18 protein-coding genes are annotated in these 20,069 nt (G+C 74.3%); 11 read left to right on the top strand and 7 right to left on the bottom strand.

Features of this window, described 5'->3' with window-relative positions; all coding sequences use genetic code 11:
* Nucleotides 1-73: 73 nt before the first annotated feature.
* From eccCa to ACFYO8_RS19920, 4 genes are all read left to right on the top strand, one after another.
* Complete coding sequence (eccCa, locus tag ACFYO8_RS19935) at nt 74-4,012, top strand: type VII secretion protein EccCa (protein WP_354868956.1); 3,939 nt, start codon at nt 74-76, stop codon at nt 4,010-4,012.
* A 109-nt stretch (nt 4,013-4,121) separates the two neighbouring features.
* On the top strand, nt 4,122-5,414 hold the full coding sequence (gene mycP / locus ACFYO8_RS19930; protein ID WP_387189347.1) for a type VII secretion-associated serine protease mycosin: 1,293 nt from the start codon (nt 4,122-4,124) through the stop codon (nt 5,412-5,414).
* A 40-nt stretch (nt 5,415-5,454) separates the two neighbouring features.
* Nucleotides 5,455-6,246 carry a phosphatase PAP2 family protein gene (locus tag ACFYO8_RS19925; protein WP_354868962.1) on the top strand — a complete coding sequence of 264 codons (792 nt, stop codon included), beginning with the start codon at nt 5,455-5,457 and terminating at the stop codon, nt 6,244-6,246.
* Nucleotides 6,247-6,276: 30 nt separating this feature from the next.
* The gene (locus tag ACFYO8_RS19920; protein WP_387257398.1) at nt 6,277-7,002 is read left to right on the top strand and encodes a phosphatase PAP2 family protein; all 726 of its coding nucleotides are present in this window, start codon (nt 6,277-6,279) and stop codon (nt 7,000-7,002) included.
* A 15-nt stretch (nt 7,003-7,017) separates the two neighbouring features.
* Here the strand turns inward: ACFYO8_RS19920 and ACFYO8_RS19915 are convergent, their stop codons facing one another.
* The 6 genes from ACFYO8_RS19915 to ACFYO8_RS19890 form a co-directional block, all read right to left on the bottom strand.
* Complete coding sequence (locus ACFYO8_RS19915) at nt 7,018-8,196, bottom strand: MarP family serine protease (protein ID WP_387257396.1); 1,179 nt, start codon at nt 8,194-8,196, stop codon at nt 7,018-7,020.
* A 76-nt stretch (nt 8,197-8,272) separates the two neighbouring features.
* Nucleotides 8,273-8,965, bottom strand: a complete 693-nt coding sequence (locus tag ACFYO8_RS19910; protein ID WP_354868970.1) for a CoA pyrophosphatase — start codon at nt 8,963-8,965, stop codon at nt 8,273-8,275.
* The gene (locus ACFYO8_RS19905; protein WP_354868973.1) at nt 8,962-9,567 is read right to left on the bottom strand and encodes a TlpA disulfide reductase family protein; all 606 of its coding nucleotides are present in this window, start codon (nt 9,565-9,567) and stop codon (nt 8,962-8,964) included. The genes ACFYO8_RS19910 and ACFYO8_RS19905 overlap by 4 nt, the downstream gene beginning before the upstream one ends.
* Complete coding sequence (gene nth, locus ACFYO8_RS19900; RefSeq protein WP_387189345.1) at nt 9,564-10,406, bottom strand: endonuclease III; 843 nt, start codon at nt 10,404-10,406, stop codon at nt 9,564-9,566. The genes ACFYO8_RS19905 and nth overlap by 4 nt, the downstream gene beginning before the upstream one ends.
* The gene (locus ACFYO8_RS19895; protein ID WP_355047202.1) at nt 10,403-11,620 is read right to left on the bottom strand and encodes a CapA family protein; all 1,218 of its coding nucleotides are present in this window, start codon (nt 11,618-11,620) and stop codon (nt 10,403-10,405) included. The genes nth and ACFYO8_RS19895 overlap by 4 nt, the downstream gene beginning before the upstream one ends.
* A 106-nt stretch (nt 11,621-11,726) precedes the next feature.
* On the bottom strand, nt 11,727-12,428 hold the full coding sequence (locus ACFYO8_RS19890) for an adenosylcobinamide amidohydrolase (RefSeq protein WP_354868977.1): 702 nt from the start codon (nt 12,426-12,428) through the stop codon (nt 11,727-11,729).
* A 220-nt stretch (nt 12,429-12,648) separates the two neighbouring features.
* On the opposite strand from ACFYO8_RS19890, the gene ACFYO8_RS19885 reads away from it, so the two are divergent.
* The 7 genes from ACFYO8_RS19885 (at nt 12,649) to ACFYO8_RS19855 (ending at nt 17,888) form a co-directional block, all read left to right on the top strand.
* Nucleotides 12,649-13,326, top strand: a complete 678-nt coding sequence (locus tag ACFYO8_RS19885; protein WP_007466162.1) for a Crp/Fnr family transcriptional regulator — start codon at nt 12,649-12,651, stop codon at nt 13,324-13,326.
* Nucleotides 13,327-13,472: 146 nt separating this feature from the next.
* The gene (locus ACFYO8_RS19880) at nt 13,473-14,216 is read left to right on the top strand and encodes a metallophosphoesterase family protein (protein ID WP_387257394.1); all 744 of its coding nucleotides are present in this window, start codon (nt 13,473-13,475) and stop codon (nt 14,214-14,216) included.
* An 80-nt stretch (nt 14,217-14,296) separates the two neighbouring features.
* The gene (locus tag ACFYO8_RS19875; RefSeq protein WP_354868981.1) at nt 14,297-14,758 is read left to right on the top strand and encodes a glycosyltransferase; all 462 of its coding nucleotides are present in this window, start codon (nt 14,297-14,299) and stop codon (nt 14,756-14,758) included.
* Between the two features lie 2 nt (nt 14,759-14,760).
* A complete protein-coding gene (locus ACFYO8_RS19870) occupies nt 14,761-15,255 on the top strand; it encodes a hypothetical protein (protein ID WP_354868983.1) in 495 nt (164 codons plus the stop codon).
* Entirely contained in the window at nt 15,252-16,043 is a 792-nt protein-coding gene (locus tag ACFYO8_RS19865; protein ID WP_354868985.1) for a methyltransferase domain-containing protein, read from the top strand. Before ACFYO8_RS19870 ends, ACFYO8_RS19865 begins: the two co-directional genes overlap by 4 nt.
* Complete coding sequence (locus ACFYO8_RS19860) at nt 16,040-17,113, top strand: radical SAM protein (RefSeq protein WP_354868987.1); 1,074 nt, start codon at nt 16,040-16,042, stop codon at nt 17,111-17,113. The genes ACFYO8_RS19865 and ACFYO8_RS19860 overlap by 4 nt, the downstream gene beginning before the upstream one ends.
* 4 nt (nt 17,114-17,117) lie before the next feature.
* A complete protein-coding gene (locus ACFYO8_RS19855) occupies nt 17,118-17,888 on the top strand; it encodes a class I SAM-dependent methyltransferase (protein ID WP_354868990.1) in 771 nt (256 codons plus the stop codon).
* A gap of 14 nt (nt 17,889-17,902) precedes the next feature.
* On the opposite strand, the gene ACFYO8_RS19850 is transcribed toward ACFYO8_RS19855, so the two are convergent.
* Nucleotides 17,903-19,942 (bottom strand): aminotransferase class I/II-fold pyridoxal phosphate-dependent enzyme, encoded by a 2,040-nt coding sequence (locus tag ACFYO8_RS19850; RefSeq protein ID WP_354868992.1) that lies wholly within the window; start codon nt 19,940-19,942, stop codon nt 17,903-17,905.
* Between the last annotated feature and the right edge of the window lie 127 nt (nt 19,943-20,069).

Here is a 20,069-nt window from a genome sequence, read left to right as displayed (position 1 = left end):
GCTGACGGACGAGAGGACTTTACCTACGATGAGCCAGGCTCGGGTTACCCAGAGCCACGTTCGGGGAGGGTGAGTGTCCACTGTCGTCATCAAACGGCCGCCACGCCGCCCGGCCCCGGAGATCCCGGTCGGTGAGCTGCCCGTCGAGGCGCCGCCGGAGATCCCCGCCGCTGCCGGTGGGCGCTGGCAGCAGGCGCTGACGGTGCTGCCGATGCTCGGCGGGACGGTGGCCATGGCGATGATGTTCGGCCGCGGCGGCGGGGCCTACTCGTACGTCGTGGGCGGCATGTTCGGCCTCTCCTCGGTGGCGATGCTGGTGACCACCTGGGGCAGCGCCGGGCCGAAGAAGTCCGAGCTGATGACCGCCCGCCGGGAATACCTGCGTCACCTGGCCACGCTCCGGCGGCGGGTACGGGAGACCGCCGGGGCCCAGCGGGCCGGGCTGTCCTACCGCCATCCCGAACCGGGGCGGCTCTGGTCGACCGTCGACAGTCACCGGGTCTGGGAACGCCGGCCCGGCGACCCGGACTTCGCCGTGGTCCGGGTCGGTACGGGTCCGCAGACGCTTGCCACTCCGCTGGTCCCGCCGGTCACCCGCCCGCTGGAGGAGCTGGAGCCGATGACGGCCGGGGCGCTGCGGCGCTTCCTGGACGCGTACTCGGTGGTGCCGGACCTGCCGGTGGCGCTGTCGCTGCGCAGTTTCGCCCGGGTCTTCGTGCGCGGGCCGGCCGGCCCGGTGCGCGGCGCCGGCTCGCCCGCCGCGCAGGCGCTGGCCCGGGCGGTGCTCACCCAGCTCGCCGTCTTCCACGCGCCGGACGAGCTGCTGATCGCGGTCTGCGCCGGGCCGGAACGACGGGCCGCCTGGGAGTGGGTGAAGTGGCTGCCGCACGCCCACCATCCGGCGCGTACCGACGCGCTCGGCCCGGTGCGGCTGGTCACCAGCGCCGCCGCCGACCTGGAACGGCTGCTCGACGACGTGCTCGGCGCCCGGTCCCGGTTCAGCCCGCACGGCACGGCCACGGACGGGCCGCACGTGGTGGTGGTGCTCGACGGCGGCGACCTGACCGGCGCGACCGACCTGGCCGGTGACGGCGGCATCGACGCGGTCACCGTGCTCGACCTGGACACCCCGCCGCCCCGGCTGCTCGACCGGTACGCGCTCCTGCTCGACCTGGTCGACGACCGGCTGCACTCGCACTCCGCCGAGGGGCACGCCGAGGTGGGCGCAGCCGACGCGCTGGCACCCGCCGACGCCGAGGCGGTGGCCCGGCGGCTCGCGCCGCTGCGGTTGGCCGGCACGGTACGCGGGCCGGACGCGCCGCCCGGCGCCGAGCTGGGCCTGCCCGAGCTGCTGGGTCTGGGCGATCCGGAGAGCTTCACCGCCGAGCAGGGCTGGGCGCCCCGGGCAGCGCGGGACCGGCTGCGGGTGCCGATCGGGGTGGGCGCCGACGGCGGGGCGATCGACCTCGACCTGAAGGAGTCGGCGCAGGACGGCATGGGCCCGCACGGCCTGCTGATCGGTGCGACCGGCTCGGGCAAGTCGGAGCTGCTGCGCACGCTCGTGCTCGGGCTGGCCGCCACGCACAGCTCGGAGCAGCTCAACTTCGTGCTCGTCGACTTCAAGGGCGGCGCCACGTTCGCGCCGTTCGAGCGGCTGCCGCACACCGCCGCCGTGATCACCAACCTGGCCGACGCACTGCCGCTGGTGGACCGGATGGTGGACGCGATAAACGGGGAGCTGATGCGCCGGCAGGAGCTGTTGCGCCGGGCCGGCAACTTCGCGAGCGTGCGCGACTACGAGCGGGCCCGGGCGGCCGGCTCGCCGCTGGCCCCGCTGCCGTCGCTGCTGCTGATCTGCGACGAGTTCTCCGAGCTGCTGTCCGCCAAGCCCGACTTCATCGACCTGTTCGTGCAGATCGGCCGGCTGGGCCGGTCGCTCGGGGTGCACCTGCTGCTGGCCAGCCAGCGGCTGGAGGAGGGACGGCTGCGCGGGCTGGACACGCACCTGTCGTACCGGATCGGGTTGCGGACGTTCTCGGCGCTGGAGTCCCGGACGGTGCTGGGCGTGCCGGACGCGCACGAGCTGCCGCGCAGCCCGGGGCACGGTTACCTGCGCTCCGGCACCGACCCGCTGGTCCGGTTCAAGGCCGCGTACGTCTCCGGCGCGGTCCGCCGCCGCGGCGGCGCGGCGGGCGCCCTCGGCGGCGGTGAGGCACGCGTGCTCGCCTTCTCCACCCACCTGGTCCCGGTGCCCGAGCCGCCCGCCCCCGCCGCCTCGCCGGCCGAGGACGACAGCGGCGAGACGCTGCTGGACCTGCTCGTGGACCGGCTGGCCGGGCAGGGCCCGCCGGCACACCAGGTGTGGCTGCCGCCGCTGGACGCCTCGCCCACGCTGGACGAGCTGCTCGGCCCGGTCGGCGCCGACCCGGCACGCGGGCTCGCGGTGGCCAACCCGGAGCTGCACGGGGCACTCCAGGTGCCGGTGGCGGTGGTGGACAAGCCGTTCGAGCAGCGGCGCGACCTGCTCTGGCTGGCGCTGGACGGCGCGGCCGGGCACGTCGCGGTGGTCGGCACCACCCGCAGCGGCCGGTCCAGCCTGCTGCGCACGCTGGTCTGCGCGCTCGCGCTCACCCACACCCCGGCCGAGGTGCAGATCTACTGCCTCGACTTCGGCAGCGGGACGCTCGGCGCGCTGCGCGACCTGCCGCACGTGGGCGGTGTCAGCGGGCGGGCCGACGGCACCGCCGTGCGCCGTAGCGTCGGCGAGGTCGCCGGGCTGCTGGCCGAGCGGGAGCGGCGGTTCGCCGAGGCCGGTGTGGAGTCGATGGCCGCGTGGCGACGACGGCGGGCGGCGGGCGCACCCGACCCGTTCGGGGACGTGTTCCTGGTGGTGGACGGGTGGAACACGCTGCGCGGCGAGTACGAGGATCTGGAACCACTGGTCACCGAGCTCGCCACCCGGGGTCTGGCGTACGGGGTGCACGTGGTGGCGAGCGCCCTGCGCTGGTCGGACTTCCGCCCCGCGATCCGCGACCTGTTCGGTTCCCGGCTGGAGTTGCGTCTGGGCGACCCGGCCGACTCGGTGGTGGTCAAGCGGGCGCTCGCGGCGACCGTGCCGGAGGAGCGTCCGGGCCGCGGCATCACCCCGGGCGGGCTGCACTTCCTCACCGCCGAACCCCGCGTCGAGGCGCTGGGGGCCGAGACGGCCGACCTGGTCAAGGCGGTTGCCGGCGCGTGGACCGGTCCGCCCGCGCCCCGGGTGCGGCTGCTTCCGCCGGTGCTGCCGTACGCCGAGCTGGACCAGAGCGCGACGAGCGGACTGGCGTTCCCGATCGGCGTGGCCGAGGCGGACCTGTCCCAGGTGGTGCTGGACTTCGCCACCGAACCGAACTTCCTGGTCTTCGGCGACGCCGAGTGCGGCAAGTCGTCGTTCCTGCGCGCGCTCGCCACCTCGATCGTCAACCGGTTCACCCCCGAGCAGGCCCGGGTGATGCTCGTGGACTACCGGCGCAGCCTGATGGGCGTGATCGAGACTCCGCACCTGATCGGGTACGGCACCGCCGCGCCGCACACCGCCGAGCTGATCGAGTCGGCCGCCGGCTACCTGCACGGGCGGCAGCCGGGGCCGGAGGTGACCCCGGCGCAGTTGCGTAGCCGGTCGTGGTGGAAGGGGCCGGAGCTGTTCGTGCTCGTGGACGACTACGACCTGGTGGCCGGCGGCCCGACGAACCCGTTGCGGGCGCTGGAGGAGCACCTGCCGCACGCGCGGGACGTCGGGCTGCACCTGGTGCTGGCGCGGCGTACCGGCGGTGCCGGGCGGACCGCGTACGAGCCGATCGTGCAGCGGCTGCGCGAGCTGTCCACGGCCGGGCTGGTGATGTCGGGCGGGCCGGAGGAGGGCACGCTCGTCGGCCAGGTGAAGGCCGGGCCGCTGCCCCCGGGGCGGGCGCGTCTGGTCTCCCGCCGGGAGGGCGTGCGCCTGGTGCAGTTGGCGCATCTCCCGCCCGGGTGATCGGGCTCGCCGAGTTGCCCCGAGACGGGCGGGACAACCGGTAATCTCCGTGCAGCACGTGTCTGACGCGACCGAACGGCTGGGGAATGTGACAGGGGATCGGCAGGGACTGCCCGGTGGGCCGCCCCGGCGTCTCGCCGGACGCGCGCTCCTCGCCGCCGCGTCGGCACTGGTCACAGTGGCCGGTCCGCTGGCGCCGCCGGCACACGCCGCGCCTGCCGCCCCGGCCACTGTGGCGCGGCCCTGGTTGGCCCCCGACGGCCTGCTGCGCACCGACCAGGTACGCGACGAGCAGTGGCAGTTGGAGGAGTTGCGGGCGAAGACCGCGTGGCGCACCTCGACCGGGCGCGGCGTGGTGGTCGCGGTGATCGACTCGGGTGTGGACGGCTCCCATCCCGACCTGGTCGGTCAGGTGCTGCCCGGCCTGGATCTGGTGACGCCCAACGGCTCGGAAGGCCCGGACCCGGTGGGGCACGGCACCACAGTCGCCGGGCTGATCGCCGGGCGGGCCGACGACGACCGGGGCGTGGTGGGGCTCGCGCCGGACGCCAAGATCCTTCCGGTCCGGGTCCTCGACGCCGAGAACCGCTACGACGACGCGCTGATCGTCGCGAAGGCGGTGCGCTGGGCGGTCGACAACGGCGCCCGGGTGGTCAACCTGTCGCTCGGCGGCAGCATCGACAACCCGGCCCTGGCCGCGGCGCTCGACTACGCGTTCGCGCGGGACGTGGTGGTGGTCGCCTGCACCGGCAACCTGGCCACCTCGACGACCACCGAGGTCTGGTACCCGGCCCGGGAACCGGGCGTGCTCGCGGTCACCGGCCTGGAGCGGACCAGCGAGAACCTCTGGTCCGGCTCGATCACCGGGCACGAGACGGTGCTCAGCGCGCCGGCCACCGGGCTCTACGGCGCCCGGCCGGACGGCTACTGGCGGGTGCAGGGGACGAGCTTCGCCGCGCCGCTCGTCGCCGCGACCGCCGCCCTGGTCCGCGCGCGTTACCCGAAGATGTCGGCCGGCGACGTGGTCAACCGGCTGATCGCCACGGCCCGGGACCTCGGACCGACCGGCCGGGACGACCGGTTCGGCTACGGCCTGGTCGACCCGGTGGCCGCGCTCACCGGCGACGTGCCGGGGGTGGGCCACAACCCGCTCGACGACAACGCCTCCCCCGGCGTGGTGGGCTTCGGCCCGGCACCCGGCGAGGGACGGGACACCCGGGCCGCCGCGGCGGGCCGGGGTGGCGATCCGCTCGGGCGTACGGCGGAGGGCTGGGCCGCCCGGCCGGCGGGGCAGACGGAGGTCTCCGCCCCGGACCGGCTCCGGACCGGCCTGGCCCTGTTCGTCGCGCTCGTCACCGGCACCGCGTTGATGGTTCGCCGGGTCCGGCAGACCCGCCGCTGAACCGGTCTGATCCCGCCCTCCGGTGGGTAGGGGAAGCCCCATGGAGACCACCGGGGCGCCGGTCACGCACCGGTCGTGGCGCAGCCGCCGCCTCGACCGCGAACACTCGCTGGGCCTGCGGCTCACGCTTGCCGCTGCGGCGGCGTTCCTGGTGCTGGTGCCGTTCGCCCTGATCGCGCTGCTGGCGCTCGGCGCCTGGCCGCCCCTGCTGCGGCTGGACGCCTCGATCACCGACGCGTTCCACGGGTACGCGCAGGACCATCCCGTCTGGGTCGACGTGATGACGGTCTGGACGCACGTGTTCGGGCCCGGCCCGCTGCGGGTGGCCGCCGTCGCGGTCGTGGTCTGGCTGGTCCGGCGCCGCGCGCCCCGGCTCGCGGTCTGGGTGGTCGTCACCATGGTCGCCGGTGGGCTGCTCGGCGCGCTGCTCAAGCTGCTCGTCGGCCGGGACCGGCCTGATCTGCTCGACCCGATGGCGCGGGCCGCCGGTTACTCGTTCCCGTCCGGGCACGCGCTCAATGCCACGCTGGCCGCCGGCGTGCTGCTGCTGGTGTTCCTGCCGTTCGTACGGGACAGCCGCCGGGGCCGGTTCGCGCTGTGGACCGCAGCCGTGCTGGTCACGGTGGTGACCGGGCTCAGCCGGATCGCGCTCGGCGTGCACTGGACCAGCGACGTGGTGGGCGGCTGGGTGCTCGGGGCGGCGGTGGTGGCCGCGACGTCTGCCGGGTTCGCCACCTGGCGCAGCGGATCCGGGCGGCGATCCACCCGTCCCCTGCGCGAGGGGGTCGAGCCGGAACTGGCCGAGCAGCGGCCGGAGGACGGCCGGGCATAGCCGGTCCCCCGCCGGGGTACAGGCGAACCCATGTCCGATGTCGTGATCCGAGTCACCCGGCGTGTCCTGCTGCCGCTGGCCCTGCTCTTCGCGCTGATGGTGGGCCTGGGACTGCTGGTGACCCGGGTGCTGGCCCACACCTGGCCGTTCACTGTGGAGGGCGCGGTCAACCGTGAGCTGGCCGGCGACCGGACGCCGGGCTGGAACGACGTCTCGCTGGTGTTCAGCACGCTCGCCAGCACCCAGATGATCGTCGTGGTGACGGTGCTGGCGGCGCTGGTGCTGCGGCTGGTGCTGCACTGCTGGCGGGAACCGCTGTTCCTGTGCGCGGCGGTGACCGCGCAGGCGCTGATCTTCCTGTTCACCACGATGGTCATCGACCGGAACCGCCCGGCCGTGGCGCACATGGACGCCTCCCCGCCCACGTCCAGCTTCCCGTCCGGGCACACGTCGGCGGCCACCGCGCTCTACGTCGGTCTGGCGCTGCTGCTGGCGCTGCGGGCGCGCAGCACCCAGGCCAAGGCTGCCTGGTGGACGCTGCTGGTGCTGGTGCCGATCGGCGTGGCGCTCACCCGGATGTACCGGGGCATGCACCACCCCAGCGACGTGCTCGCCTCGTTCCTCAACGGCGGCACCTGCGTGGCGATCATGGCGCGGGCGGTGCTCGACCGCACGCTCACCTGGGGCCGCGCCCGGCTGCCGCTGTCCCGCTCCGGCGACGAGACGACACCGGCGGGAGCACCGGCCGGTGGTTGAGCGCCGCCGGCCCGCTCAGGTGCAGTCGCCGGTGGCCACTCCCCGGGTACGCTCCGCGCCCGCCAGCGCCACGGGCCGCGCCTCGGCGGCGGTCACCGCGAAACCGGTGTTCGGGTCGTCCGCCGCCGCCGCGAAGATCACGCCGAGCACCACACCGTTCGAGGAGACCAGCGGACCGCCGGAGTTGCCGCTGCGCACCAGCGCCCGGATCGTGTAGATCTCGCGGGTGACGTCGCCGCTCGCGTAGATGTCCGGGCCGGTGATCCGGTCGACGTCCCGGATCCGGGCCGGCCGGGCGTCGTACGGGCCGTCGAGCGGGAAGCCGAGCACGACCGCGCCCGCGCCGGTGGCGGCCGGTCCGGCGGCGAAACGCAGCGACGGTCCGGGCAGCCCGGGTACGTAGAGCACGGCGAGGTCCCGGTCCGGGTCGTAGACGACGACCTCGCCGTCGTACCGCTCGCCGCGCAACTCCACCGCCACCGAGCGGGTGCCGGCCACCACGTGCGCGTTCGTCATCACCCGGTCGTCGGCGTAGACGAAGCCGGAGCCCTCGATGCGGCGTGAGCAACTCGGCGCGGAGCCGAGCACCTTCACCACCGACCGCCTGCTGTTCTGCACCACCTGGGAGTTGGCCAGCGCCGGGTCGGGCGGGGCGACCTGCCGGGCCCGGGTCGGCGCGAGGTCGCCGAACACGTCCGGGAATCCGTTGGTGTCGACCGTGTCGCGCAGCGCTGTGGACAGGTCCTGCGCCTTGTCCGGCAGCACCTGGTCGACGACCGTGAGCAACGCGCTGTTGCGGACCGAGGAGGCCAGCCACGGCACCGAGGAGGAGCCGAGCGGCACGGCGACCAGCCACGCCACGAGCATGACCGCGATGACCGAGATGAACGCGCCGCCGACGTCGTCGATCTTCCGGCTGGTCTGCCCGGTGATGGCGGCCCGCAGGTTGGAGCCGAGCCAGCCGGCCAGCGCCTGACCCAGCACCGCGAGCCCGAAGATCGCCACCAGGGAGATCAGCACGCGTGTGCCGCTCGCCGCGAACTGCTGCGCGATCAGCGGCCCGACCTGGAGGCCGAGCAGCGCGCCCAGGAAGAAGCCGGAGAACGACAGGGCCCCGATGACGAATCCCTGACGGTATCCGCTGATCGCGAACACAAGCATGAGCAGGAGAAGGACGAGATCCACGGCGGACACGCCCCAAGGGTACGGGCACCGGGCCCACGGTCGGCTCAGCGCTCGCGGAACGTGACCCGAGGATGCGTACGGGTGATCAGCGCACCGGGCTCTCGTCGGCCGGCTCGGTGCCGGCCGAGGGAGCGGGTGTGGCGTCGACGGGCGGCAACTCCACCACGCGCGAGCGCGGCCACGGGCGGGACCAGCCGCCCATCTCCAGCAGCCGGTCGATCACGCCTGCCGTGAAACCCCAGACCAGCATGCCGCGTACCGAGAAGGCCGGGCCGATCCAGCCGTTCGGATGGCGTACCCGCATGCGGTTGTCCGGGTCGACCAGTTCGGTCACCGGCAGCCGGGCCACGTGCGCCACCTCGGCCGGCTCGCGCGGGTGCACCGGGTGTGGGTCGTGCCACCAGGCGAGCACGGGGGTGACCACGAAGTCGCTGACCGGGATCCAGAGCCGGGGCAGCTCGGCCAGCACGGTGACGCTGGCGGGGTCGAGGCCGACCTCCTCGTTCGCCTCGCGCAGCGCGGTGGTGCGGAGGTCAGCGTCCTCCGGGTCGGCCGCACCGCCCGGGAACGCCGGCTGCCCGGCGTGGTTGCGCAGCGTCGCGGCACGCTGGAGGACCAGCACGTCCGGCCCGGCGCCGGGTTCCTCGCCGAGCAGCACGAGCACGGCGCTCTCCCGGCCGCCGCTCTCCGGCGTGACGATGCGGGTGAAGTCCTCCGCCCGCGCGGTGCCCAGCCGGTCCAGCAGCGGGTCGAACCAGCCCGGTGGCCGTCGGGTCATACCCGCACCCCGAGGTGGCGCTGGAGCAGCGCGGCGAGGCGGGCGTCGTCGAGCGCGCCGGTCGCGTCGGTGTGCCGGATCCGGCCGTCGGCGTCGACCAGCACTGTGAGCGGGAACGCGTTGCGTTCCAGCGCGCGCTGGAACGCGTCGCCCTGGTCGAGCAGCATCGGGAAGTCGACGCCGTAGTCCTCGCCGATGGACTGCGCGCCGCCTCGACTGTCCCGGCTGTTCACGCCGATCACCTGGAACCGGCCGTCGGCCCGCTCGCTGAGCCGCTGGAAGGCGGGCAGCTCCTTGCGGCACGGCGGGCACCAGGACGCCCACACGTTGATCACCGCCGGGCCCTTGACGTCGCGCAGATTCACCGGCGTGCCGCCGGTGAAGCAGTTGAGCGTCAGGTCGGGCAGTCGGTCCCCGGCCGTTCCGGCGGGCGCCGGGGACGCGGCGGTCGGCGCGACGGTCAGCGGGGCGCAGTCGGCGAACGGCGAAGGACGCTCGGCCCGGGTGGCCGGCGCCGGGCGTTCCGGCTGCCCGGCCGTGGCGGTGCAGCCCGCCGCCGCCAGCAGCAGCGGTACGAGCAGGTACGCGAGCCGGCGCATCACGGCACGTCCGCCGCGGCGGCCTGCTGTGGCACCAGGTCGGGATCCAGGCCGACGGCGACCGCCAGGTCACGGGCCCGAGGGCCCTTCAGCAGCTTGGCCGCGGCGGGCGGCTCGGTCGGCCCGGTGCCGTACGCGGGACAGAGCTTCGCCAGCGTGCACGCGCCGCAGGCGGGCTTGCGGGCGTGGCAGACCCGGCGACCGTGGAAGATCACCCGATGCGACAGCATCGTCCAGTCGCGCCTGGGGTAGAGCGCGCCGATCGCGTGCTCGATCTTGACCGGGTCGGTCTCGGTGGTGAGTTGCCACCGCTGCACCAGCCGCTGGAAGTGCGTGTCGACGGTGATGCCGGGGACGCCGAAGGCGTTGCCGAGGATGACGTTGGCGGTCTTGCGGCCGATCCCGGGCAGGGTCACCAGGTCGTCGAGCCGGCCGGGCACCTCACCGTCGTACCGCTCGCAGAGCGCCCGCCCGAGGTTGATCAGGGAGCTGGTCTTGTTGCGGTAGAACCCGGTGGGCCGGATCAGCTCCTCCAGCTCGACGCGGTCCGCCGCGGCGTAGTCGGCGGCGGTGCGGTAGCGGGCGAACAGCTTCGGCGTGACCTCGTTGACCTTCTTGTCGGTGCACTGGGCGGACAGGATCGTCGCGACGGCCAGCTCCAGCGCGTTGGAGTGGTCGAGTTCACAGTGCGCGTCGGGGTGCGTTTCGGTCAGCACCCGGCCGATGCGCCGGGCGCGGCGCGTACGGCCGAGGTCGGTCTCGGGGGAGCGCGTGGTCACGCCGGCCAGCCTACGTCGCGGGGCCGACGCTCCGGCGGCTCGGCGTGGTCGGCGCGCGGTCAGCCACCCGCCGGTGCGGTGATCTTGCCGGTCCCGTCGAGCTTCGCGCCGGTGTCCGGGAAGTCGGCCCGGTTCAGCTCGCGGACCAGTCCGAGGCCGCGGTTCTGCCGGTCGACCGACGGACGGCCCACGCCGTTCATCACGGTGGAGGTGAACGTGCCGCCGACGAACTTCCCCTCGGCGGTGAGCGACACCTTGAGCACCCCGCCCCAGCCGAGCCGGCCCGAGCTGTTCAGCGACTTCCCGCCGCCGGCGAAATTGCCCAGGCTGTACGCGATCAGCCGCCCCTTGTAGAACTCCATCCCGCGCAGCACGTGCGGGCCGTGCCCGATGACCAGGTCGGCCCCGGCGTCGATGACGGTCCGGGAGAAGCGGATCGGGTCGCCGCGGTTCTCGCCGAAGAACATCTCGGTGCCCGGCTTCACCCGGGTCTTGTCCGCACCCTCGGCGCCCATGTGCACCTGCACCACCACGATCTGGGCGGATTCCTTGGCCATCTCGACGACCTGCTTGGCGGCGTCGAGGTCGACCAGGCTGTTCGACCAGGGGTACGACGAGAAGCCCACCACGGCGACCTTGACGCCCTTGACGTCCACCACGGTGATCTCGCCCGGCGCGCCGGTGTGCTTGAGCCCGTGCGCCTCCAGCGCCGACTGGGTGTTCTCGTAGCCCTGCCGGCCGTAGTCGTAGCCGTGGTTGTTGGCCTGGTTGAGCAGCTGGAACCCGGCCGACCGCAGGTGCGCGGCATAACCGGGCGGCGCACGGAACTGGTAGCAGTTCTTCGGCTGCGGGCCGCACTTGCCGGCCCCGGTGTCGTCGGTGAGCGGCTCCTCCAGGTTGCCCATCACCAGGTCGCCCTTGAGCGCCGGCTTCACGTCGTCGAAGAAGCCCTTGCCGCCGCTGGGTGGCAGCCGGTCCGGCGCGTTCCCCATGATCACGTCACCGGTCGCGGTGAGCGAGATCGACGGCTCGTTCGCGCCGTCCGGCGCCGCCGGCTGGTCACCCGTCGCGGGCCCGGCCGAACCGGTCGACCCGCCGCCCTGGCCCGCCTGCCACCTGGGGTCGCCGGACCCGCCGGCCTCCCCGGCGCAGCCGGCGACGAACAGGACGGCGACGAGCGCGGCGAACGCGGCCAGGCGCCGGCCGAGCACCGCGTGACGCGGCCCGGGAGCGGCGGCGGGCGGTCCGGCGACAACGGCACGGAGGGTACGGGGCACAGAACGGGCGGGAGCGTACATCGTCGGCGACGCTACCGTCCCCGGAACACGGCGACGAGGGCCGATCGGTCGGAAAACCCGCCGCGCCGGGTATCGCCGGCGCACCTCAGCCCGCCCGCCGGTCGGACCACGGCACCACGGTCCCGGCGCCACCGGAGCGGACGGCGGCGTGCACGGCCCGGGCCAGCGGCGCGCCCCAGGCCGAACGGGGACCGCCGTACGCCGCCGGATCGCCGTCGGCCGGACAGAGCACCGTCACCGCGTCGGTGGGGGTGCCGGTGGCCGGCAGTCCCAGTTCCCAGATCGCCTGCGCCTTCGCCTCGGTGGCGGTGGCCACGGCGTTCACCAGAGCGGCGTCGCTCAGCCGCACCGGCACGTACGCGACGATGTTGACGGTGCCGACGTGCTGCACGGGCCGGGCCGGCTCGGATGCGGCTTGCGGGGCCGGCTGGGCGGGCGCCGGCTCGGGTGCGGCGGCCCAGACCGGCGTGCCCAGGCCCACCGTCGCCCAGACCCGGACGCCGCCGTCCGTGCGGCGCACCACCTCGGTCACGTCCACGCCGGTCAGCAGTCCCACGCCGGGGCCGTCCAGGTCCAGGCCGTCCGCCAGCTCGGCCAGATGGGCGGCGGGGTCGTCCCGGTCGTACGACATCGGCACGGTCGCGTTCAGCACCCACCCGCGGACGCCGATCCCCCCGCCCAGCGGCGCGGAGCCGACCGCCAGCAGCGGCCTCTCGGCCCGCCACACCAGCAGCGGGATGTCCCACCCGGTCTCGGACCGGCTGGTCAGGAAAGGCTCACACAGCACGCCGGTCACCCTACGATCACAGGTGGGAACGGGTGGCGCCGGGCCGGGCCGAGCGCGGGATCTTAGCTGCTCACCACGTCCGGCGGGTTACGCCCAACGATCAAGATTCCAGGGGTGCGCCTCTGATTCCTCCTCATGTGCGCCTAGACTGGCGGCGCGCGAGGGGATCAGCGGACGGCGGACCCGGCCGACGGACGGCACGCGCAGGCGGAGGTGCGCGATGGACGAGGTACTGGCCCGCAGCGGGATCTTCCAGGGTGTCGACCCGGAGGCTGCCGAGGCGCTCGCCAAGGAGATGGAGACGATCGAGGTCCGCAAGGGCGAAATCGTCTTCAACGAGGGCGAACCCGGCGACAGTCTCTACATCCTCCTGTCCGGCAAGATCAAGGTGGGTCGCCGCGCGGCGGACGGCCGACAGAACCTGATCGCCGTGATGGGCCCGTCGGACATGGTGGGCGAGCTGTCGCTGTTCGACCCCGGTCCGCGTACGGCGACGGCCACGGCGGTCACCGACACCCGCCTGGTCCGGCTGCGCAAGCAGGCGCTGCGGCCGTGGCTGAACAACCGGCCCGAGATCGCCGAGCAGCTGCTGCGGGTGCTGGCCCGCCGGCTGCGCCGGACCAACGACTCGCTCGCCGACCTGATCTTCACCGACGTGCCCGGCCGGGTGGCCAAGAACCTGCTCCAGATGGCCGGCCGGTTCGGCACCCGCGACGGCGGCGTGCTGCGCGTGACGCACGACCTCACCCAGGAGGAGATCGCCCAGCTCGTCGGCGCCTCCCGGGAGACCGTCAACAAGGCGCTGGCCGACTTCGCCTCGCGCGGCTGGCTGCGGCTGGACGGCAAGAGCATCATCATCCTCGACCCGGAGCGCCTGGCCCGCCGCGCGCGGGTCTGACCTCCGCACCCGCTTCCCGGCCCGGCCCGCCTCCGCGCGGACCGGGCCGGTGCCGTCCGCGCCGCGCGTCCCCCGGTCCGTCCCGGTCGGCTCTGCCCGGCGCAGAATCGCTGGACTTCGCGGCAGTCCGGCACGAGGCTCGGGCGATGCCTGATCGCGTCGCCGTGCTCTCCGACATCCACGGCGTGCTGCCCGCCCTGGACGCCGTCCTGGTCGAGCCGGACGTGGCCGCCGCCGACCTGATCGTCCTCACCGGCGACCTGGCGGCCGGTCCGCAGCCGGTCGAGGTGCTGGACCGGCTGGCCGCGCTCGGCGACCGGGCGTGCTGGGTCGGCGGGAACGCCGACCGCGAGCTGGTGCAGGCGCGGGCCGGCCGGCCGTCCCCGATCGCCGTCTCGAACTGGGCCGCCGGGCAGCTGCGCGACGACCAGGTGGCCCGGCTGGCCGCGCTGCCGCCGTCCGTCACGGTGCCGGTCACCGGGCTGGGCGAGGTGCTGTTCTGCCACGCGACCCCGCGCGACGACGAGGAGGTCGTGCTCGTCGACTCGCGGCTCGACCGCTGGGCCGAGGTCTTCGCCGGCCTGCCGGCCGAGGTCGGCACGGTGGTCTGCGGGCACACGCACATGCCGTTCACCCGGTTGGTCGACCGCCGCCTGGTGGTCAACCCGGGCAGCGTCGGCATGCCGTACGGGGGCGCGGGCGCCTGGTGGGCGCTGCTCGGCCCGGGCGTGCAGCTGCGCCGGACCCGCTTCGACGTGGACGCCGCGTGCGCCGCCGTCGCCGCCGGGTCGGCGTTTCCGGACGCCGCGGCCTGGGCCGACGAGTACGTCCGCTCCCGCCACTCCGACGCCGACGCCCTGACCGTCTTCGCTCCACGGGACGGCCGTTGACCCGAGCCCTCCGGGGGGGGATCCACCGTCCAGTCTGGAGCGGGGCATCGCCATCCGCGACGCTGGGATAGCGTGAGGTGATGGACCGGCGGTATCGGATCCTCCTCGTCTCAAGCAGCGGCGGCGTCCTGCTCGACCTGCTCGCGCTCCGCCCGTGGTGGGAGCGGCACGACCCGGTGTGGGTGGCGGTCCGCGCCCCCGACACCGAGGTGGCGCTGACCGGGCAGCGGGTGCACTGGCAGCCCGAGCTGTCCACGCGCACCCGGTGGCGGGTGCTGCCGGCGGCCTGGCGGGCCCTGCGACTGCTGCGCCGGGAGCGACCCGACGTGGTGGTCTCGGCCGGCACCGGCGTGGCCGTCGGCGTCTTCCTCGCCGCCCGCCTGCTCGGGGTGCCGTCGCTGTGGCTGGAGACGTTCAACATGACCGGGCCCGCCGGAGCCGCCGCCCGGCTCTGCTCCCGCCTCGCCGCCGCCGTGCTGGTGCAGCGTCCCGCCCTGCTGGCGTCCCGGCCCCGCGCGGTCCTCATCGGAGAGCTCTACTAGCCATGGCCCGACTCCTGGTCACCGTCGGCATGGGTCCATGGCCGTTCGACCGCCTGATCAGGGCTGTCGCGCCGCTGTGTGCCGCGCACGAGGTGTTCGTCCAGACCGGCACGTCGGCGGTGGCCCCGCCGTGTCCGCACGCCCCGTTCCTGCCCCTGGACGACCTGCGGAGGCGGCTGGCCGAGGCCGACGTGGTGATCACCCATGCCGGGAACACGGTGCGGCTGGTCCAGCGGCTCGGCCGGGTGCCGGTCGCGGTGGCCCGGGAGGCGGCACGGGGCGAGATGGGCAACGACCACCAGGTCGACTACCTGCGCGAGGAGGAACGCTCGGGCCGGGTGGTAGCGGTGTGGGACGTGGCCGAGCTGCCGGCCGTGGTGGCCGCGCACCCGCAGCGGCAACACCTGTTGCTCGCGGAACGCCCGTTGCCGGGCCCGGTCGACGGCGAACGCCTGGCCGCCACCCTGGACGCGCTCTGCGCCCGGCTGGTCCGATGAGCCGGGCCGACGAGGCGACGCGCCGGGCGGGTGCTGTCCAACCGTTCGCCGCCCACCCGCTGCGTCGGTACGCGTTCGCCTGGGCGGCGCTGTCCGGCCGCACCGGCCGGCACCTCGACCTGGGCTGCGGCACCGGAGACTTCCTCGCCGTGCTGCACGAACACGGCACCCTGACCTGCGAGGGCGCCGACCCGCACCCGGGTTACCTCGCCGAGCTGGCGGCCCGCCACCCGGATCTGCCGCTGTACCGGCTCGGGGTCGGCGAGCCGCTGCCGTTCGCCGACCGCCGCTTCGACTCGCTGAGCCTGCTCGACGTGCTGGAACACGTCCCCGACGAGATCGCGTTGCTGACCGAGGCCCACCGGGTGCTCACCCCCGGTGGGCTGCTGGTGCTCACCGTGCCCCGCCGGCACGTCTTCACCTTCCTCGATCCCGACAACGCCAAGTTCGACTTCCCCCGGCTGCACCGCCGGATCTACTCGTGGCGGTTCGGGTCCCAGGTGTGGCACAGCCGGTTCGCCGACCTCTCCGACAACCTGCGCGGCGACATGTCGGTCGGCCGGGACCGGCACACCAACTACCGCAGTGAAGACCTGCTCCGGCTGCTGCGCGCGACGGGTTTCACCCCGACCACGGTGACCGGCGCCAACCTCTTCTGGCGGTGGTTGCAGATCCCGGCGCTGCTCACCGGCGGCCCGGTGCGCCGACTGCTGGAGCGCGGCATCCATCTCGACGGCCGGCTGTTCCGCTCGGCCAACCTCTTCGTCATCGCCCGGAGACTGCCGTGACCGTCGCCGACACCGCCCGCCTCGCCTGGTTCTTCGGCCGGCTCGCCGTCAAGGAACGGATCGCGCCCCGGCTGCACGTACGGCCGCTGGTCGCCGAGCTGTTCCTCACCGACAACTGCAACCTGCGCTGCACGAGCTGCGGCTGCTGGACCACGAACACCAAGGGTGAACTTTCCACCGACGAGTGGCGCGACGTCCTGCGTCAGCTCGTCGCGCTGCGCATCCACAAGGTGAACTTCACCGGCGGCGAGCCGCTGATCCGGCCGGACGCGCTGACCCTGATGGCGTACGCCCGCGAGGTGGGCGTACGCCACCTGCATCTGAACACGAACGGCGTCCGCCTCACCCCGCCCGTTCTGGACGAGGTGCTCGCCGCGGGCGTACGCAGCTTCAACGTCTCCGTCGACGGCCCGACGGCGTTGGTGCACGACCGCATCCGCGGGCGACTCGGCGCGTTCGAGACGACGACCCGGCACCTGCGGAACCTGATCGCCGCCCGTGACCGGCTCGGTCTGAAGGTACGGATGAACTTCACCGTGATGCGGGACAACGTGGACAGCCTGCCCGGCATCGCGGCGTTGGCCCAGGAGCTGGGCGTGACGCTCTATCTCAACCTGGTCACCGACCGGACGTTCCTGTTCCGCACCGACGCGGTCACCACCCAGACCGATGTGGAAGGCGACCGGCTCGACGCGGCGCTGGCCGAGCTGGAGACGATGGCCCGGGCCGACCGGCGGTGGTTGCCACGTTATTCGGAGCTGCGTTACCTGCGTGGGCACTTCGACGACCTCGTCCAGCGCGACCTGCCGTGCGCCGAGTCGCAGCTCAAGTTGATGGTGCACTCCCGGGGGGAGATCGGCGGCTGCTGGGCGCACGACCCGACCGCCTCGGTCCGGCAGCGCCCGATCGCCGAGATCGTCGACGCGCCGGAATACCGTGCCGAGCACGCGCGGCTGTTCCGCAAGGAGTGTGTCGGCTGCGGCAGCAACTACAGCCTCAACCTGCGCTGGCGACCGGGCACCTACCTGGCCGACCGGCAGTGGCTGCGAGGGCGGCGCAGTCTTGTCTGAGCCGATGCGCCCGAGCCAGCCGCTGTACGACGCGCTGGCGCCCGGCTACGAGGAGCATTTCGCGGTGCCGCACCGGCGTGCCTACGACGACCTGGCGTGGGAGCGCGTCCGGGCGCTGCTGCCGCCGGGCGCTCCGGTGGTGGACGCCGGTTGCGGCGTGGGCCGGTGGGCGCGGCGGCTGCTCGACCTCGGCCATCCGGTGACCGGCGTCGAACAGGCGCCGGGGATGGTGGCCGAGCTGCGCCGGCATCCGCCCGGTTCCGGCTTCACCCTGGTCGAGGGGTCGATGACGGAGGTGACGCTGCCGGCTACGGCCGGCGCGGTGCTGGCGATGGGCTCCCTGCAGTACACAGCCGACCCCGAGCGGACGGTCCGGCACCTGGCCGGGTGGCTGCGTCCGGGCGGGGTGCTGGCCGTGCTTGTCGACTCGCTGGTGGGCCTGGTCCTCGAACTGGTCGGCGCGGGCCGGGACGACGAGGCGGTGGACCGGCTGACCCGCCGGCGGGGTGTGTGGCGCGCCGAGGGGCACGCCGCCGACCTGCACCTGCTGGACCGGGCCCGGCTGGAGGCCGCGTTCCGCGCCGCCGGCCTGGTGGACGTCCACAGCGCCGGGCTGCTGGTCAGCGCCGCTTCGGTGGGGCGGGCCGGGTTGACCGCACGGCTGGCCACCGACCGGGACGCGCTGCTGGCGCTGGAGCGACGGCTGGGCGACGACCCGGTTCTCGCCGACGCCGGCAAGCAACTCCTGGTGACCGGCCGCCGCGTTCCGGGTTGACCGCCCGCCCCGGTTCAGTCCAGGCAGCGGCGGAGCGCCGCGACGACCCGTTCCGCCTGTTCCACAGTGAGTTCCGAGGACATCGGCAGGGCCAGCGCCTCAGCGTCCAGCCGTTCGGTCACCGGTAGGCGCTCACCGCCGCCGAGCGGACCGCCGTGCACGGCCGCGAAGTAGGGCTTGGTCTGCACACCGAGGGCGGCCAGCCGCGTCGCCACGCGGTCGCGCCGGGCGAAGCGGGCCACCCAGTGCACCCAGCAGTGCCGGTCCCCGGCGCGTACCTGCTGGACCTCCACGGGCAGGGCGGCCGCGGCGGCGGCGTAGACCTCGGCCACCTCGGTCCGGCACCGGACCAGCGTGTCCAGCTCCGCGAGCTGGTCGACCGCGACGATGGCGTGCAGTTCGTTCATCAGCTCGGAGCGGGTCCAGCCGGCCGGTGCGGCGAGGACCGCCTCGGCGGCGTCGGTGGGCAGCACCAGCGCGCCGCCGGCGCCACCGGCCGACACGACCTTGGCAAAGCTCATCGAGTACGAGTGCGACAACGCCTGCTGTGCCACCGGTCGCCCCTGGTGCAGGCTGCCGAGGGCGGCGGCGGAGTCGGCCAGCAGGGTCACCCCGGCGGGGTCGCAGACCGCCCGCAGGGCCGGATAGTCGCACGGGTTGCCGAAGGTGTCGACGCAGAGCACCAGCCGTACGCCGCCCCGGGCGATCGCGGCGGCGACAGCCACGGGGTCGATCGTCCAGGTCGCGGCGTCCACGTCGACGAGGCGCAGCGTGTATCCGAGTTGGACCAGGATCTCGGCGGTCGCCGGGAAGGTGTAGGACGGCAGCACCGCCACGTCGCCGGGGCGGGCCGGGCCGACGGTGGCGGCCACCATGATCCGCAGGGCGGCGGTCCCCGAGGCGGTGACCAGCACCCGGTGGTCGTCGTCGAGTTGCAGCTCCTTGCCGAGGCGTTCGGTCAGCTCGCGCGTCCACCGGTTGCCGTGCTTGACCTCCCCGCTGACGAGCGCCTCCTGCTGGCGGGCGACGACCGTCTCGGGGTGGGCCGGCGGGGGTGGCACGACGACCGGCAGCGGCGGCCGGAACAGGGGTGTCGGGTCGTCGTCGACCTCGGCCACCAGCTTCGCCAGGGCCGGGCGGAGCGGCTCGACCCGGTGGCCGGCGGCGGTCAGCTTGTCGGTGACCACCAGGCCGGAGCTGTCCGACGCCGGGCGCGGCATGGCCAGCAGCGGTGCCGACGAACCGCACAGGTCCCGGATCCAGGTGGCGAGGTCGGTCAGTGGCACCGGTTCCCCGCCCACGTTCCATGTGCCGGGGCCGATCCCGCGTAGGAGGATCCGGGCGAGGGCGCCGGCGGGCAGGAAGCTGCGTACGGTGTCCGCGGTGACCGGCAGCGGCAGTCCCTGGCGGGCTCGGCGGACCAGTCGGGTGGCCACCCGGTGTTGGCCCGCGCCGAAGACGTTCGCGAGCCGGAGCACGGTCAGCCGGTCGGGCGGGACCGCGTCCGCGACGAGTCGTTCCTGCGCGAGCTTCGCCATCGCGTACGTCCACCGGAGGGTGGGGTCGGCGTCGGCCATCGCCCGGGCCAGTGGCGCGGCCCGCCACGGCGGGCAGGGTTCCCGGGCCAGGTCGCGCACGCGGGCGCACCAGCGGTCGAGTTCCCCGGCGGACCACGGCAGGTCGGGCGTGGTGTCCTCGGTGAGCGGGCCGGACGCGGCGCCGTAGACCTCGACGGATGAGGTGAGCACCACCTGGCGTCCGGCCAGGCGGGGCAGGAGCCGGGCGGTGCTGACGGCGTTGTCCAGCGGCAGTGTCCAGGGGTGGCGGGGCCGGGGGTGGCTCGCGCCGAGCAGCACCACGACGATGCCGGGCGGCAATTCGGGTGGGTCGGCGGTGAGCAGGTCCGCCCTGATCCAGTCGAGGCCGGCGGCGGTGTTCGCCTCGGCGGGCGGATGACGGTCCACGGTGGTGACCCGCGCGCCGACGGCCAGCAGCGCCCCGGCGGTAGCCGTGCCCAGGAAACCTGCCCCACCGACGAGCACAAATTCATTCATGTTGTGCCTCCCCGTGATCCAGCACGATATCGCGGACGGCCGCGCGGAGGTGTCGGATAGCGGTCCGGGGTCGACGTCGGCGCGTCAGAAAAAGTCAGGCTTGACTGTTTGTTTTGGGCGGGGCAGG

The organism is Micromonospora sp. NPDC005257, from assembly GCF_042872445.1.
Taxonomy (GTDB): domain Bacteria; phylum Actinomycetota; class Actinomycetes; order Mycobacteriales; family Micromonosporaceae; genus Micromonospora.
The sequence above is the reverse complement of the archived record's forward strand: the minus strand, read 5'-3'. Positions and strand labels throughout refer to the sequence as shown.